This is a genomic window from Actinoplanes sp. NPDC048791 (assembly GCF_040650095.1).
GTDB lineage: Bacteria > Actinomycetota > Actinomycetes > Mycobacteriales > Micromonosporaceae > Actinoplanes.
Genome location: NZ_JBEZGQ010000801.1, coordinates 2,053 through 3,937, shown reverse-complemented (window position 1 = coordinate 3,937; position 1,885 = coordinate 2,053). Strand labels below are relative to the sequence as shown.

General features: G+C 73.4%; 2 protein-coding genes. Both read right to left on the bottom strand.

Going from position 1 to position 1,885, the window contains the following annotated elements; genetic code table 11:
• Positions 1–373, bottom strand: a 373-nt coding sequence (locus AB0C29_RS37355; protein ID WP_360830728.1) for an MATE family efflux transporter, incomplete at its 3' end; no start/stop codon positions are given.
• Between the two features lie 441 nt (positions 374–814).
• Positions 815–1,849, bottom strand: a complete 1,035-nt coding sequence (locus AB0C29_RS37350) for a bifunctional oligoribonuclease/PAP phosphatase NrnA (RefSeq protein WP_360830725.1) — start codon at positions 1,847–1,849, stop codon at positions 815–817.
• Between the last annotated feature and the right edge of the window lie 36 nt (positions 1,850–1,885).

The following is a 1,885-nucleotide window of genomic DNA, read 5'->3' as shown; positions in this document are numbered from 1 at the left end:
CGGCGGCCAGGGCCCGGGTGACCGGTGTGGCGAAGAGCTGGGCCAGCAGGACCAGCAGGGCGCCGGTGGCCAGGGCGAGCCAGGAGGCCTGGACGCCTTCGGCGACGGCGGCGGTGCGGTCACCCGCGCCGAAGCGACGGGCGGCGCGGCCGGTCGTGCCGTACGCCATCAGCGTCCCGAACCAGACGGCGACCGACATCACGGTGCCGCCGACAGCGACCGCCGCGAGCGGGATCCGGCCCAGGTGGCCCACCACGGCGGTGTCCACCAGCACGTACAGCGGCTCGGCGGCCAGCACGACCAGGGCCGGCAGGGCCAGGGCGGCGATACGCCGGTTGAGGGTGCGGGGGTCGACGGCGGCGAGCGGGCTCATGGACAGTCATGATGCCCGCCGAGCCGTAAGGGGCGCAATGCGCCGGACTGCTTACTGGCGGGTGTCCATCGACGTCTGCAGCGCGCGGCGGGCCTGCTCGCGAGCGTCGTCGGACTGGGGCTTGGGCTTGGGCATCGCAGCCATGTTCGTGGTCCTTCCACGGCGGAACGGGTGCACGGCACCCACTGATCGATCGAGCGGCGTGTCGCGAGGGGCCGGTCCGGGATCGCCGGACGGGTGGCGGGGCGACACAGCCCGGGATGGTGGACCCGGGTGGCTCGAGGCTGCTGCGGCGGTCGGTGGTAGCGCCCGTGCAGAAACCAAATCACCGTTAACTCAAACTATCGTTCAGTCTCGCGGGTTGCTCGGTGTGTCCCGCACTTCGGGAAGCGGATCAACGACAAAAGGCCGGCCCGAAGGCCGGCCCTGGTCGAGCAGAAGCTACGGAATGAGGTGCTGGCCCAGCTCGTCGCGGACCGCGGTGACAACGTCCCCCGGGGTGCCGTAGCCGGTGAAACCCGCGGCCAGCCGGTGCCCGCCGCCGCCCAGTGCCACCGCGACGGCACTGACGTCGACCGCGCCCTTGCTGCGCAGCGACACCGCCCACTCGCGCTCGGCGAGCTGCTTGACCACCACGGACACGTCCACCTCGGCCACACACCGGACCGGATCGATCAGCGCGTCCAGCACGTACGGCCGCTGCCCGTGCCGCTCGAGGTCCTCGAGGGTCGCGTACGTCCACACCATGCCGTGCCCGTCCGCCGCCGTGGGATCGAGCTGCGCGCGGCTGAGCACGTCGGCGGAGAGCTTCATCGCGCCGAACGGGCGGCTGTCGAACACCCGGCGGGAGATCTCGCCCGGGCGCAGGCCGGTGGCGATCAGCCGGGCGGCCATCTCGTGCACCCGCGGCGTGGTCATGTCGAAGCGGAACGAGCCGGTGTCGGTGGCCAGGGCCACGTACAGGCATTCGGCGATCTCGGCGTCCAGCGGCACGTCGAGGCGGCGCAGCAGCTCCTCGGCGACCACCGAGGTCGCGGCGGCACCCGCGTCGACCAGGTTGACCCCCGCGAAGCCGGTGTTGGACGCGTGGTGGTCCAGGGCCACGGTGGCGCGGGCGCGGGGCAGCCGGTCGGCCAGGGCCCCGAGCCGGGACACCGCGGCCACGTCGAAGACGATCACCAGATCGGGCTCCGGCTCCGCCTGCTCCTCGCTGACCAGCAGGTCGAGGCCGGGCAGCGCGGCGAACGGGTCGGGGATCTCGAACGTGCCGGGGAAGGTGGCCTGCAGCCGGGGCACGCCGAGCCGGCGCAGCCCCAGCCCGAAGCCGAGCATGCTGCCCAGCGCGTCGCCGTCCGGGTTGACGTGACAGATCAGCAGCACCCGGCCGGTCGGCGCCAGCTCACGGATCGCCGCCACCGCGGCCGAGAACTCGGCCGCGGTGGGCGCACCCTCCGAGACGGTGACCGCCTCGGTCACCCCTGGTCCTCGCGGGCACCGACCCGCTCGTCGGCG